General features: G+C 73.9%; 11 protein-coding genes, 1 other RNA gene and 1 pseudogene. 6 read left to right on the top strand and 7 right to left on the bottom strand.

Going from position 1 to position 11754, the window contains the following annotated elements; all coding sequences use genetic code 11:
- The first annotated feature begins 207 nt into the window (after nucleotides 1–207).
- Entirely contained in the window at nucleotides 208–876 is a 669-nt protein-coding gene (locus AC51EU_RS07175; RefSeq protein ID WP_496265827.1) for a transposase family protein, read from the top strand.
- Between the two features lie 100 nt (nucleotides 877–976).
- Here the strand turns inward: AC51EU_RS07175 and AC51EU_RS07180 are convergent, their stop codons facing one another.
- Entirely contained in the window at nucleotides 977–1303 is a 327-nt protein-coding gene (locus tag AC51EU_RS07180; protein WP_496265828.1) for a hypothetical protein, read from the bottom strand.
- A 200-nt stretch (nucleotides 1304–1503) separates the two neighbouring features.
- An RNA gene (gene rnpB / locus AC51EU_RS07185) (RNase P RNA component class A) lies at nucleotides 1504–1901 on the bottom strand.
- Nucleotides 1902–1996: 95 nt separating this feature from the next.
- Here rnpB and AC51EU_RS07190 point away from each other — a divergent pair.
- A complete protein-coding gene (locus tag AC51EU_RS07190; protein WP_496265829.1) occupies nucleotides 1997–2863 on the top strand; it encodes a MerR family transcriptional regulator in 867 nt (288 codons plus the stop codon).
- Nucleotides 2860–3531 (top strand): hypothetical protein, encoded by a 672-nt coding sequence (locus AC51EU_RS07195; protein WP_496265830.1) that lies wholly within the window; start codon nucleotides 2860–2862, stop codon nucleotides 3529–3531. The genes AC51EU_RS07190 and AC51EU_RS07195 overlap by 4 nt, the downstream gene beginning before the upstream one ends.
- A 38-nt stretch (nucleotides 3532–3569) precedes the next feature.
- Here AC51EU_RS07195 and AC51EU_RS07200 read toward each other — a convergent pair whose 3' ends face one another.
- Nucleotides 3570–5051: an RNB domain-containing ribonuclease gene (locus AC51EU_RS07200; protein WP_496265831.1), complete on the bottom strand. Its 1482-nt coding sequence runs from the start codon at nucleotides 5049–5051 to the stop codon at nucleotides 3570–3572.
- A 151-nt stretch (nucleotides 5052–5202) separates the two neighbouring features.
- Between AC51EU_RS07200 and yaaA the strand changes: the two genes are divergently transcribed.
- Both yaaA and eda read left to right on the top strand, forming a co-directional pair.
- Nucleotides 5203–6000, top strand: a complete 798-nt coding sequence (yaaA, locus tag AC51EU_RS07205) for a peroxide stress protein YaaA (RefSeq protein ID WP_496265832.1) — start codon at nucleotides 5203–5205, stop codon at nucleotides 5998–6000.
- A gap of 58 nt (nucleotides 6001–6058) precedes the next feature.
- Nucleotides 6059–6727 (top strand): bifunctional 4-hydroxy-2-oxoglutarate aldolase/2-dehydro-3-deoxy-phosphogluconate aldolase, encoded by a 669-nt coding sequence (gene eda / locus AC51EU_RS07210; protein WP_496265833.1) that lies wholly within the window; start codon nucleotides 6059–6061, stop codon nucleotides 6725–6727.
- A 61-nt stretch (nucleotides 6728–6788) separates the two neighbouring features.
- Here eda and AC51EU_RS07215 read toward each other — a convergent pair whose 3' ends face one another.
- From AC51EU_RS07215 to AC51EU_RS07230, 4 genes are all read right to left on the bottom strand, one after another.
- On the bottom strand, nucleotides 6789–7928 hold the full coding sequence (locus tag AC51EU_RS07215; protein WP_496265834.1) for a bifunctional RNase H/acid phosphatase: 1140 nt from the start codon (nucleotides 7926–7928) through the stop codon (nucleotides 6789–6791).
- A 3-nt stretch (nucleotides 7929–7931) separates the two neighbouring features.
- Nucleotides 7932–8675 carry a zinc ribbon domain-containing protein gene (locus tag AC51EU_RS07220; RefSeq protein WP_496265837.1) on the bottom strand — a complete coding sequence of 248 codons (744 nt, stop codon included), beginning with the start codon at nucleotides 8673–8675 and terminating at the stop codon, nucleotides 7932–7934.
- Nucleotides 8672–9538, bottom strand: a complete 867-nt coding sequence (locus AC51EU_RS07225) for a Nif3-like dinuclear metal center hexameric protein (RefSeq protein WP_496265835.1) — start codon at nucleotides 9536–9538, stop codon at nucleotides 8672–8674. The genes AC51EU_RS07220 and AC51EU_RS07225 overlap by 4 nt, the downstream gene beginning before the upstream one ends.
- Nucleotides 9539–9615: 77 nt before the next feature.
- Nucleotides 9616–10641: an ABC transporter substrate-binding protein gene (locus AC51EU_RS07230; protein WP_496265836.1), complete on the bottom strand. Its 1026-nt coding sequence runs from the start codon at nucleotides 10639–10641 to the stop codon at nucleotides 9616–9618.
- 253 nt (nucleotides 10642–10894) lie between these two features.
- Between AC51EU_RS07230 and AC51EU_RS07235 the strand changes: the two are divergent.
- Nucleotides 10895–11754 (top strand): annotated as a pseudogene (locus tag AC51EU_RS07235) (hypothetical protein); the annotation flags it as partial.

Genomic DNA, 11754 nt, shown 5'->3' on the forward strand with positions numbered 1-11754 from the left:
TCCGGCCGTAACGTGAGGACCCCCGGCAGGAGTTGGCGCCTGTGTGAAGAAGCAGCCGCCCGCCGGGGGCTCTCCCGGTGTTGTCCACCAGGTCCGGCTTCCTGTGTCGAAGCGGACCGTCGATCCCGTCGCCGGTCTGATACGACGGCGCCGTCGCCGACTGGGCACGCGCTGGCGCAAGGCCGCTTTGGGCACCCAGCGATCGTCGTGCCGGCCGTCCTGCGTCACGACCAGCGCCTGGCCGACATGGCCGGCGGCAATGCGGTCCCGGCCGCCACCGTCCGACGCTGGGTCCTCGAAGTACTTGACCTGCTGGCCGCGAAAGCCCCGCGCCTGGACCGCGCCCTGAAGAAGACCGCCAAGCGGGGCGGCACAGTGGTTCTGCTGGACGGCACCCTGGTCCGCACCCGCCGCCGCACCGGGGCGGCCAACCGCAAGAACTACAGCGGGAAACACAAGGCCCACGGCCTGCTCTTCCCCGCGCTGACCGACGAGAGAGGCAACCTGATCTGGATCTCCTCGGCCCGTCCCGGCCGGGCCGGCGAGATCACCGCCGCCCGCCACGACCACATCACCGCGCATCTGCGCGCGGCCGGCCTCGGCGCCCTTGCCGACCTCGGCTTCGTCGGCCTGGACGACGACCCCGACGACAACCCCGTGATCATCACCGGCCGCAAGGCCACCCGCGACCACCGCCTCACCGACGCCGAGAGGGAGGCGAACCGGCTGGTCAGCCGCGAACGCGCCGCCGTCGAGCACGGCTTCGCGAACCTGAAGACCTGGCGTGTCCTGACCAAGGCCCGCATGAACGCCCGTCACGCCACCACCCTGCTGCGGGCCCTGCTCGTCCTCGCGAACACCGAAATCCACCGGTGACGAACGATCACCCCAAGACGATCACGCCCTCGACCTGCACGAGCACCCCGTCACGGACTCACACCAGTACCACGACCTGCGAATTCAGAATGAAACGATCTCAATGGGACAAGCGGCCTGTGAAGACGGTCCGGCTGCTGGTGACGACCCCGCGCCGCGGCGCCATCAACCGCAGCACCTTCGACGGCAAGCAGTGGAAGCCGGCGCTCGCCGCAGCCGGTGTCATCGCCGAGCCCACGGTCACGATGGTGCAGGGCAAGGGCAAGAAGCCATGGCGTCGGGTCGAGTGGAACATGCCCCGGGCGGACGGCTTCCACGTCCTGCGCCACACCTTCGCGTCCATCGTTCTCCAGGCCGGCGAGACGATCGCGAAGCTGGCGGAGTGGCTGGGGCACAGCGACCCGGCTTTCACACTGCGAACGTACATCCACTTCCTTCCGGAAGCGGGACGGCGCGGAATCGCGGCGCTCGGCTTGTGGCTGGCGGGAGGAGAAAGCGGCGGCAGCGCCTCGGCGATGGGCGACTCCCCCGAGCCACGCGCTCCTGCGGATTCTCCCCAGATTCTCCCCACGGAGGCTTCGGGGGCACGGAAAACGCCCCTCCGCCGCAGGTCAGGGGCGTATGGGGCGGACGAGTCGGCCTATACGCCGGGTTCTGTCTCCCGGGCGCCTTGCGGCGGCCGGGGAGGCGGTCATCCATCTAGGGCTGTCGTTGCCGGCAGCCTCGTGCGGTCTACCCGCGGACTCGGGCGGGCAGCCCTCGGTCGTCCGCGCAGGAGCACCGGGGTGCTCCCTCTTGACCTTGCTCCAGGTGGGGTTTACCTAGCCGCCTGAGTCACCTCAGGCGCTGGTGGTCTCTTACACCACCGTTTCACCCTTACCGAGGACCGAGGTCCCCGGCGGTCTGTTTTCTGTGGCACTGTCCCGCGGGTCACCCCGGGTGGCTGTTGGCCACCACCCTGCCCTGTGGAGCCCGGACGTTCCTCGGGGGGACCAAGATCCCCACGCGACCGCCCGGCCGGCTCGTCCGCCGTGCCGACCATGCTACCCGCAGGTGAGGGCGGGGCGGACGGCGGCCGTCGCTTGACCTTGTCGTTGCGGCAACGTTTCTCATGGGTGCCATGAGGATCGGGGAGCTGGCCGCGCTGGCCGGGATCAGTACGCGTGCCGTACGGCACTACCACCACATGGGTCTGCTGCCGGAGCCGTCGCGCCGGGCCAACGGCTACCGCGAGTACGGGGTGCGGGACGCGGTGGCGCTGGCGCGGGTGCGGCGGCTGGTGGAGGTGGGGCTCGGGTTGGAGGAGATCCGGGACGTGCTGGCGGACGACGCGGGGCGGGAGTTGGAGGAGGTCCTGGACGGGCTGGACGCCGATCTCGCCCGCCAGGAGGAGCGCATCAAGAAGCAGCGGGCCCGGTTGGCGGTGCTGCGGCGGCGGGCGGAGGAGCACGAGGGGCTGCCGGAGGAAGGGCTCCTGTCGGACCGGCTGACGGAGCTGTTCGCCGGGATGGCGCGCGCCTCGGCGGCGCTGCCCGGTCCGGAGCCGGAGAGCGCGGTGCGCGACCGTCAGGTCCTGGCGGTCATGGAGGCCGCGGCCGGACGGGGAGAGGAGTGGGGGGCGGCCGTGTCGGTGCTGTCGGAGGCGTTCGGGGCTCCGGGGGCGATGGAGCGGGCGTACGACATGTACGCGATGTTCGACGAGTTGGCGGGTGCCGATCCCGGGGACCGGCGGGTGGAGGAGGCCGCGCGGGCGCTGGCCGGGTGCCTGCCGCCGGAGCTGGTCGCGAAGATCGCGGCGGAGGGGCGGGGGCGGGGCGGGCTCGCGGACGGAGACCGGACGGAGGGTGACGGGGAGGACGCCTGGGCGAACGGGTTCGTCCGGGCGCTGTTCGACGATCTCGCGCCGGCGCAGGCGGCGGCCGTGCGGCGGGGGATCACGCTGGTGATCGACGGTGTGGACGGTGCGGGGACGGAGGCGGCGGGATGAGCGAGGCGGGCGTGTGGGGGCGGGCGCGGCGGCTGGTCGCGTATGAGGGCCGGTGGTTGCTGAGCCTGTTGCGCTGGGTGGGGCGGAGGCGGGACCTGGGGGCCGTGGGTGGGCGGGCGTTCGCGTACGCGGGGCCGCAGACAGCTCTGGTGTACGGGTTGGCGTTCGTGTGCGTGATGGAGACGGTCGGGCTCTCGGCGATGCTGGCCGGTCGTCCGGTGCTGCACGCGGTGGTGCTCGTCCTCGACGTCTACACGCTGGCGATGCTGCTCGGCTTCCAGGCCGCCGCCGTCACCCGGCCGCATGTGCTGGGGCCGGGCGCGTTGCTGCTGCGGGAGGGGGCGCGGACGGAGCTGCGGATTCCGCTGGAGCGGATCGCGTCCGTCCACCACGATCTGCGGTTCACCAGAGCGGCGGACGGTGCGGGAGCCGGTGCCCGGTCCGGGGAGGACGCGCCGTGGGAGATGGCGGTGGGCGGGCAGACCTCGGTGACGGTGGTGCTGCGCGAGCCCGTGGAGGCGGTGCGGCTGCTGGGGCAGCGGGTGGCGGTGCGCACAGTGCGGTTCCATGCGGACGATGCGAAGGAGATGGCGGCGGCGCTGCTGACGGCGGTGAGGGAAGCGGGGGCGGGTGAGGGGACGGGGGCCGCCGCGGCGGGGTGGCCGTGAGGGGCGGGCGGGGCCCCGGGGCGGCTCGGCCTGGCCCCCTACTCCGGCACGAACTCCACCCCCTCCCGCCCCGGATCGGCGGCCACCAGGCGCACCCGCACGTACTGCCCCAGAGGAAGCGGCGGAGAGCCGGGCGGGGCGGCGAGGTGGCCGGTGACCGTGGGGGCGCGGAGGTGGACGGTGCCCTGGGTGGGGGTGGTGGGGTCGGTGTCGACGACGAGGGCGTCGAAGGTTTCGCCGATGTGGTGGTGCATCACGGCGGCTTCGGCGAGGGCGACGCAGCCGCGTTCGACCTGGTGGGCGCGGTGGGCGCCGGATTCCGTCTCCGCGGGGAGGGCGGGGAGGGCGGCGCGGGCCCAGTCGGGTGGTGCGGTGCCGGCCGAGGCGGCCAGGCAGAGTTCGGAGGTGTAGCGGTCGACGAGGCGGCGCAAGGGCGCGGTGACATGGGCGTACGGGGCGGCGACGGCGGCGTGGAGGGCCGCGGACCGGGTGGGCGGGGTGCCGTCGAAGACGGTGTAACCGGCGCCGCGGAGCAGGGTGGTGCACTCCTGGAGGAAGGCGGCGTGGGGGGTGCGGTGCGGGTCGAGGCCGCGGACGAGGTCGGCGTAGGAGGTGTGGTGCGGCCAGTCGACACCGAGGGCGCGGGCGGTCAGGCGCAGCCGGGTGACGGAGCCGTCGGGTGCGAGGGGCAGGGTGCGCAGGACGCCGGTGCCGGAGGCGAGCATCAGGTCGGCGGCGGCCATGCCGGTGAGCAGGGAGAGCTGGGCGTTCCAGCGTTCGGCGGGGCGCGGGGCGCGGTAGGTGAGGGTGTAGCGGCCCTGGCGTTGGACGATCTCCTGTCCGGGGACGTGGAGGGAGACCGCGCCCCTGTCGGCCTCCTGTTCCTCGCGGAGCAGGCCGGTCTCGCGGAGGAGGGCGAGCGGTTCCTCGGCCGTGCCGTCGTCGAGGACCCGTTGGACGCCCGCGTGGTCGAGGCGGGCGCGGGAGCGGACGAGGGCGCGGCGTACGGAGGCGAGGGTGAGGGTGCCGTCCGTGTCGAGGTCGAGCTCCCACAGGACGGCCGGGCGGTCCTGGTCGGGGAGGAGGCCGGCGGCGCCCTCGCCGAGGGCGTAGGGGTACAGCGGGACGCGGGTGTCGGGGAAGTGGAGAGTGGTGACGCGGTGGTGGGCCTCGGCGTCCAGGGCGCCGCCGGGGGTGACGAACGCGGCGATGTCGGCGACGGCGCAGTGGACGCGGTAACCGCGGCGCCGGCGGGTCAGGAACAGGGCGCGGTCGAGGGCGCGGGTGCCGGGTGGGTCGATGGTGAACAGCGGGAGGTCGGTGGCGTCGGCGAGGCTGTCGGCGGTGGCCACGTCGCCGGTGGCGGTGGGGATGCGCGGGGCGAGGGCGGCGCTGTCGGCCTCGGCCTGGGCGGTGGGCGGGAAGTGGTCGGGGACCTCCAGTCGCCAGCGCAGTTCGCGCAGTGCGGTGCGCAGCGGTGCCTCGGCGGCGTCGGTCACGTGGAGGGGACGGCGGGGCATGGCACGAGCGTAGGACGGCGGGGCGCGGACGGCGCGGCGGATGCGGCCCGACCTGGTGTTCCTTGTCGGCGGACGGCAGCACCTACCCTGTGCGGGGGCCGGGCGGGCGCCGCCGGGCCGCTTCCGTCGTACCGCCGTGAAGGAGAAGACCGTGCTCGTGCTGTTGCCGCCGTCCGAGGGGAAGGCCGCGGGAGGCCCTGGGGCTCCGCTGGAGCCGGCGGGTCTGTCGCTGCCGGGGCTGGCCGCGGCGCGGGCGGCGGTGCTGGACGAGCTGGTGGCGCTGTGCGCGGGCGATCCGGACCGGGCGCGGGAGGTGCTCGGGCTCAGCGAGGGGCTGAAGGACGAGGTCGTCAAGAACGCGGGGCTGCGGACGGCCGGGGCGCGGCCCGCCGGGGAGATCTACACGGGGGTGCTGTACGACGCGCTGGGTCTGGCGACGCTGGACGCGGCGGCGCGCGGGCGGGCCGAGCGGTCGCTGCTGGTGTTCTCGGGGCTGTGGGGGGCGGTGCGGATCTCCGACCGGATTCCGTCGTACCGCTGCTCGATGGGGGTGAAGCTGCCGGTGCTGGGTGCGCTGGGCGCGTACTGGCGGGCGCCGATGGCCGAGGTGCTGCCGGAGGTGGCCGGTACGGGCCTGGTGCTGGATCTGCGGTCGGCCGCGTATGCGACGGCGTGGCGGCCGAAGGGTGCGGTGGCACAGCGGACGGCGACGGTGCGGGTGCTCCAGTCGAAGATCGTGGACGGGGTGGAGAAGCGGTCGGTGGTCAGTCATTTCAACAAGGCGACCAAGGGGCGGCTGGTGCGCGATCTGCTGGTGTCGGGGGCGGTGCCGGCCGGTCCCGCGGAGCTGGTGGAGGTGTTGCGGGGGCTGGGGTACGTGGTCGAGGCGGAGCCGCCGGCGCGGGCGGGGCGGGCGTGGGCGCTCGATGTGGTGGTGAAGGAGCTGTAGACCCCGCGCGTTGCAGTATGTGCAACGCTCGTTGCGGAGGGTGTCTCCCGGGGGCAGTATGGGCGGCGTGACCAGCGCCGCCTGCTCCCCCGTGCCCTCCGAGCCCGCCGTCCCGTCGGTCCTCGGCCTCGCCCCCGTCGTCCCGGTCGTCGTCGTACAGGACGCCGCCGACGCCGTCCCGCTCGCCCGTGCCCTGGTCGCGGGCGGGCTGCCCGCGATCGAGGTGACGCTGCGGACGCCCGCGGCACCGGACGCGATCCGGGCGATCGCCCAGGAGGTGCCGGACGCGGTGGTGGGCGCGGGGACCGTGCTCGATCCCGGGCAGGTGGACGCGGTCCGTGCGGCGGGCGCGCGGTTCCTGGTGAGCCCCGGCTGGTCGCCCCGGCTGCTGGGGGCGTTCAAGGACTCGGGCCTGCCGTTCCTGCCCGGCGTCTCCACGGCCTCGGAGGTGGTGACGCTGCTCGACGAGGGGGTGACGGAGATGAAGTTCTTCCCCGCCGAGGCGGCCGGCGGCACCGCCTATCTGAAGTCGCTGGCCGCGCCGCTGCCGCGGGCGCGGTTCTGCCCGACCGGCGGGATCGGCCCGGATTCGGCACCGTCGTACCTGGCGCTGCCGAACGTCGGCTGCGTCGGCGGCACCTGGATGCTCCCGGCGGACGCGCTGGCCGCGAAGGACTGGGGCCGGGTGCGGGAGCTGGCCGCGGGGGCGGCGGCACTGGCCGTCTGAGGACGTACGAGGCGGGCCCGGCATCTCCACCGAGGTGCCGGGCCCGTGTCGTACGCGGCGGTCACCGCAGGTGCGAGGTGTCGTTCAGCAGGCGCAGCGAGGCGTTGCCGTCGGCGAAGTACGCGACCGCCGACAGGGAGGCGGCCGACAGCTCCATGCGGAACAGCGACTCCGGCGGGGCGCCCAGGGCCAGCCGTACCAGGGTCTTGATCGGCGTGACATGGGTGACGAGCAGGACCGTGCGGCCCGCGTGGCGGGCGAGCAGCCTGTCGCGGGCGGCGGCGACCCGGCGGGCGACCGTCGCGAAGGACTCGCCGCCGCCGGTGGGGGCCGTCCTGGTGGAGCGCAGCCAGGCGTCCAGGTCGTCGGGGTGGCGTTCGCGCACCTCGGCGAAGGTCAGGCCCTCCCAGGCACCGAAGTCCGTCTCGCGCAGCCCCTCTTCGACCTGGACGTCGAGGCCGAGCCGGGCGGCGACGGCCCCGGCGGTCTGCCGGCAGCGGCGGAGCGGGGAGGTGACGACGGCCTGGACGGTGCCGCGGGCCGCCAGGGCGGTGGCGGTGGCCTCGGCCTGGCGCAGTCCTGCGGGCGACAGCTCCGGGTCGGTGCCGCCGCTGCCGGAGAACCGCTTCTCGGGGGTGAGGGCGGTCTCGCCGTGCCGCAGCAGGACGAAGGTGGCGGGGGCGCCGAGGTCGGCGGAGGTGCCCCAGCCGACGGTCGGGCCGGCGGCCTCCTCGCCCTGCGGTTCGGTGGCGAGGGCGGCCCGGGAGTCGCGGGGCTCCCACTGCCCGCCGTTCTTCCCGGCGTCCATCGCCTCGTTGGCGAGCCGGTCCGCGTGCTTGTTGCGCTCGCGGGGGATCCACTCGTAGGTGACCCGGTCCGGCGGGAAGACCGCCCGTGCCTCGGCGGCCAGCGGCCTCATGTCCGGGTGCTTGATCTGCCAGCGGCCGGACATCTGCTCCACGACGAGCTTGGAGTCCATCCGCACCCGGACACGTGCCTCGGGGTCGAGGGCGTGGGCCGCCCGCAGTCCGGCGAGCAGGCCCCGGTACTCGGCGACGTTGTTGGTCGCGGTGCCGATGAACTCGGCGGCCTCGGCCAGCGTCTCGCCCGTGGCCGGGTCGAGGACGACGGCGCCGTAGCCGGCGGGCCCCGGGTTGCCGCGGGACCCGCCGTCCGCCTCGACGACGAAGGTGCGGGCCACGGCCTACAGGCCCGAGTCCGGGGTGCGGACGAGGATGCGGCTGCAGTTCTCGCAGCGCACGACGGCGTCGGCGGCCGCGGCGCGGACGTCGTTCAGCTCGGTGATGTCCAGCTCCAGGCGGCAGCCCTCGCAGCGGCGCTGGTAGAGGCGGGCGGCACCGATGCCGCCGTGCTTCTCCCGCAGCCGGTCGTAGAGCCCCAGCAGGTCGGCGGGGAGGTCGGCGGCGGTCAGCTCGCGTTCCTTGGTGACCGTGCCGGCCTCGGCGTCGATCTCCGCCCAGGCGGCGTCGCGGCGGGCGGTGACCTCGTCGGCCTTGGTCTGGACGGCGGCGGCCTTCTCGGTCAGCTCGGCGACCCGCGCCTGCGCGGACTCACGGCGCTCCATGACCTCCAGGACGACGTCCTCCAGGTCGCCCTGGCGCTTGGCGAGCGAGGCGAGTTCGTGCTGGAGGTTCTCCAGGTCCTTGGGGGAGGTGACGGCGCCGGAGTCCAGGCGCTGCTGGTTGCGGGCGGCGCGCCGGCGGACCTGGTCGACGTCCTGCTCGGCCTTGGTCTGCTCGCGGGCGGTGTCGCTCTCCTCGGTCTGGGCGGCGACGAGCAGGTCGCGCTGCTGGGTGAGGTCGGCCTCCAGGCTCTGGAGCTCGGCCAGCTCGGGGAGGTTCTTGCGCTTGTGCGCGAGCTGGGTGAGCCGGACGTCGAGGGCCTGGACCTCAAGGAGGCGGATCTGGTCGGCGGGCGCGGCGTTCAGCGGGGGGCTCCTGGGGTGTGCGTCGGGGTGGAGAGGGGGGTGGACGCCGCGTGGGCGGTCCAGGGGTCGGTGACCGTACGGGAGACATGGGTGCGCAGGCCCCAGCCGTGCCGGTCGGAGACCGCGTCGAGCTGGGCCGCGGCCTGCTCGCACCAGGGCCATTCGGTGGCCCAGTGGGCGGCGTCCAGCAGTGCCAGCGGGCTGTGCTGGGTGGCCTCGGAGGCCGGGTGGTGGCGCAGGTCGGCGGTGAGGAAAGCGTCCACACCGGCCGCCCGCGCGTCGCCGAAGAGGCTGTCGCCCGAGCCGCCGGAGACCGCGACGGTGCGGATCTCGCGGTCCGGGTCGCCTGCCGCGCGTACTCCCTGGACGGTGGCCGGCAGCCGGGCCGCGGCGTACCGGGCGAACTCGGCCAGGCTCATCGGGTGGTCGAGTTCGCAGATCCGGCCCAGGCCGCGGCGGCCCGCCGGGTCCGTGGGGTCGGGCACCAGCGGGGCGAGGACCCGCAGGTCCAGCGCTCCGGCGAGGGCGTCCGAGACACCGGGGTCGGCGGTGTCGGCGTTGGTGTGCGCGACGTGCAGGGCGATGTCGTGCTTGATGAGCGTGTGCACGACCCTGCCCTTGAAGGTGGACGCCGCGACCGTCGTCGTCCCGCGCAGATAGAGCGGGTGGTGGGTGACGAGGAGGTCGGCACCGAGGGTGACGGCCTCGTCGGCGATCTCCTGGACGGGGTCGACGGCGAACAGGACGCGGCGGACCTCGGCCTCGGGGTCGCCGCAGACCGTACCGACGGCGTCCCACTGTTCGGCCCGCTCCGGGGGCCACAGGGCGTCGAGCGCGGTGAGGACTTCAGACAGTGCGGGCACGGAGGGAAGGGTACCCCCCGCCCGCGTACCGGCCGCCCCTGGCCGCCGGTGCCGGGGCGGCCGGGGCGGGGCGGGTGTCACTTGACGAGGTAGCCGCGCAGGTCGTCGAGGACGCTGTTGGCGGCGGTGACGCCGAGGCCGAGGTACCAGGTCTCGTCCTTGACGTTCTTGGCGTGGCCCTCCTTGACGGCCCTGAGGTTCTTCCACAGGGGGTTGCTCTCGGCGGTGTCGCGCTTGGTGGCCTTGGGGTCGCCGTAGACGCCGGTGAAGATCCAGTCCGCGTCGGCCTGGTTGATGTTCTCCGGGCTGACCTCGACGGCGAGGTCGTTCACCCGCTGGTTCTCGGGGCGGGGCAGGCCGACGTCCTTGAGGACGGTGCCGATGAAGGACTGCTGCGCGTAGAGGCGGGTGAACTGCGGCATGTAGCGCAGCATCGTGACGGTCGGCTTGTGCGCGCCGAGGTCGGCGCCGAGCCGGTGCGCCTTCTTCTCGTAGGCGGCGAGGTTGGCCCTGGCCTGCTCCGTCCGGTCCAGGGCCGCGGCGTTGAGGAGGTAGTTCTCCTTCCAGGTGAAGCCGGGGCGGATGGAGAAGACGGTGGGCGCGATCTTCTTCAGCTGCTGGTACTGCTTCTCGGCGCGGAGCTTGCTGCCGAGGATGAGGTCGGGCTTGAGCTTGTTGATGGCCTCCAGGTTGAGGCCGTTGATGGTGCCGACGCTTTGGGGGTGGCCGGCGTCCTTCTTGAGGTAGTCGGGGAGCGACTCGTCGCCCTCGGTGGGGGCGTAGCCGACGGGCTTGATGCCGAGGGAGACGACGTTGTCGAGTTCGCCGACGTCGAGGACGACCACGCGCCGGGGGGCGGCCTTGAGTTCGGTGGTGCCCATGGCGTGCGTGAGGGTGCGGGGGAAGGCGCCGGGCTTGGCGTCGGTGCCCATCTTGGCGGTCTCCTCGGCGGCCTTACCGAAGTCCTTGCCGCCCTGGGCGACGGACTTGGAGCCGGCTCCGCCGCTGCCGCCGCCGTCGTCGGACGTGCCGCAGGCCCCGAGGGTCAGGGCTCCGGCGGCGGTGAGGGCCAGGGCGGCGGCGCCGCGGCGGCGAAGGGACATCACGTACTCCAGGGGTCGGACCGGCGGCCGGACCACGCGGTCGGGGCAGCGCGACGCGCCCCCTCCGGGCAGCACAAGGCCAACTTAGGTATGCCTGACCTTATGCGCACCGGGCAGGGGGCAGCACACCCACCCCCGCCCGTACAGCACTTCAGGGGCATTCCCACACGTATGCGTGAAGTAGGGCATCTCGTATTGATCGCCTGGAAGTGCGATAACTACCTTCAGTCACCTGACTGGAGGTGACCATTCGATGACGGTACGTACACACGAGGAATCGGCCCAGTTCACAGGCGTGCACCGGGCGGCTCTGACGATCACCGCCGACGGTTCGTACGCCGCCCGGCTCACACGCCGTGAGGATGCGCCGGGGGCGTGGTTCCCGGAGCGCTGGACGATGAGCGGGCCCGAGCCCTACGCGGTGCAGCTTCCCGGCAGCCGCCCCGAGGAGCCGGACAGCGAGGTGCTGCCGCTCGCGGACGGCCGGGTGCTCATCCGCCGCCGGATCGGCGAGCGGTTCGCGCTGGCGCTGCTCTACCCCACGGGCCCGGGGACGGGAGAGGTCCCGCTCGGCATGATCGAGGCGCCCGAGCTGACACTCCTTCCGCCCGCGCCCGGCGGGCTGCTCGGGTACGCGCTGACGCGCCGTGAGCGCAGCACCTCGCTCTGGCTGGTGCACGGCGGCCGTTACGGTCCCGAGCACCTGGCGGAGCTGCCGGGACGCTGCACGGGCGGTGTCTGGCTGGACCGTGACGGGCAGTTGCTCGCGGTCGACCAGGAGCGGGACGGGCGGACCAAGACCGTGGTGGTGCATCTGGGCCGCGGCGGTGAAACGACACTGCTTCTGCAGATCACCGAGGACAGCAACGACCGTCTGCTGCTGGCCGATCCGGACAGCGGACTGCTGCTCGTCCGCTCCGACGCGCCCGGCCGGGAGCTGCTGGGCTGGGGGGTGCTCGGCTCCTCGGCGCCGGTGCGGTTCCCCGAGTGCCTGCGGGCGGCGGGTCCGGCGCTGACACCGTTCGCCGTCCAGCCGGGACAGATGCTCACCCCGGAGGACTGCGCGGTGGCGTTCCGGGTCCACGCGCCGGAGGGCGGCCGACTGGCCGTCTG

This window comes from Candidatus Streptomyces philanthi, from assembly GCF_059553635.1.

Excerpts from the sequence above, each read along its gene's own strand:
- AC51EU_RS07180 (WP_496265828.1), bottom strand. The coding sequence starts at position 1,303 with ATGTACGTTCGCAGTGTGAAAGCCGGGTCGCTGTGCCCCAGCCACTCC.
- AC51EU_RS07190 (WP_496265829.1), top strand. The coding sequence starts at position 1,997 with ATGAGGATCGGGGAGCTGGCCGCGCTGGCCGGGATCAGTACGCGTGCC.
- AC51EU_RS07195 (WP_496265830.1), top strand. The coding sequence starts at position 2,860 with ATGAGCGAGGCGGGCGTGTGGGGGCGGGCGCGGCGGCTGGTCGCGTAT.
- AC51EU_RS07200 (WP_496265831.1), bottom strand. The coding sequence starts at position 5,051 with ATGCCCCGCCGTCCCCTCCACGTGACCGACGCCGCCGAGGCACCGCTG.
- eda (WP_496265833.1), top strand. The coding sequence starts at position 6,059 with ATGGGCGGCGTGACCAGCGCCGCCTGCTCCCCCGTGCCCTCCGAGCCC.
- AC51EU_RS07230 (WP_496265836.1), bottom strand. The coding sequence starts at position 10,641 with ATGTCCCTTCGCCGCCGCGGCGCCGCCGCCCTGGCCCTCACCGCCGCC.